The organism is Nocardia pseudovaccinii NBRC 100343 (assembly GCF_001613225.1).
Classification (GTDB): domain Bacteria; phylum Actinomycetota; class Actinomycetes; order Mycobacteriales; family Mycobacteriaceae; genus Nocardia; species Nocardia pseudovaccinii.
In genome coordinates this window covers 1-647 of record NZ_BDBY01000314.1, presented here as the reverse complement: position 1 = coordinate 647, position 647 = coordinate 1, and the positions used below count along the sequence as shown (strand labels likewise).

The window sequence follows — 647 nt, the reverse complement described above, 5'->3', positions numbered from 1 at the left end:
AGGTGGGCGCGACAGTTTCGAGACCCGTGAGGAGCCCAGCCGCGGGCGGGGTGTACTGCGATTCACTCAATCCCTCGGTGGAAGGCTCCCTCCCCTCAGCGCCATCAGTGGATTCGATGCGCTGATTGTCGATTTCGTGTCGCAGCCGCGCCCAGCCTGCGTCTACGTCACCGCCGTCGTCGGTATCAGCTAGATAGGCGGACAGCTGCCCGAACGCCTGGTTGACAGTGACCGACTCGGCAGCCTCGTTGATCTCCCTGTCGTTGCTCATGACCTGTGTCCTCCGGTGTTTGCCCCCGTCGAAGAGATGCTCGCGGCTAGCTCGCCGTCGTCCTTGTCCTTGTCCTTGAAGATGATGTGGTGCGAGTCGCGGTTGACCAGCACCTCGATCTTTTTGCGTGCCGCGTCCCTGAGTTGGTAGGCGACCGTCCGTGTCGTCCCCAGCGCGGCTGCGACCTCCGCACCGTTCATCTCTACCGCCCAGCTGAGATACGCGGCCTGAAACTCTCTGTTGGTCAGGTCTTCTCGCAGCACCCGCCAGAATCTATCGAGCACATCGACGGCCAGAACGCCTTCACTGGGATCCGGCGCCACTGAGGGTCTCGCTACGGCCTGCACGGTCTCATGTGTGGGATCGGGAACCGCGA

Annotated in this window: 2 protein-coding genes; both read right to left on the bottom strand. The window is 62.8% G+C overall.

Going from position 1 to position 647, the window contains the following annotated elements; all coding sequences use genetic code 11:
* The coding region (locus NP3_RS36295) for a hypothetical protein (protein WP_157124790.1) at positions 1-271 on the bottom strand (271 nt) is incomplete at its 3' end.
* Positions 268-647 (bottom strand): hypothetical protein (locus tag NP3_RS36290; protein ID WP_218024998.1); only part of this gene is annotated, 380 nt, incomplete at its 5' end. The genes NP3_RS36295 and NP3_RS36290, both read right to left, overlap by 4 nt.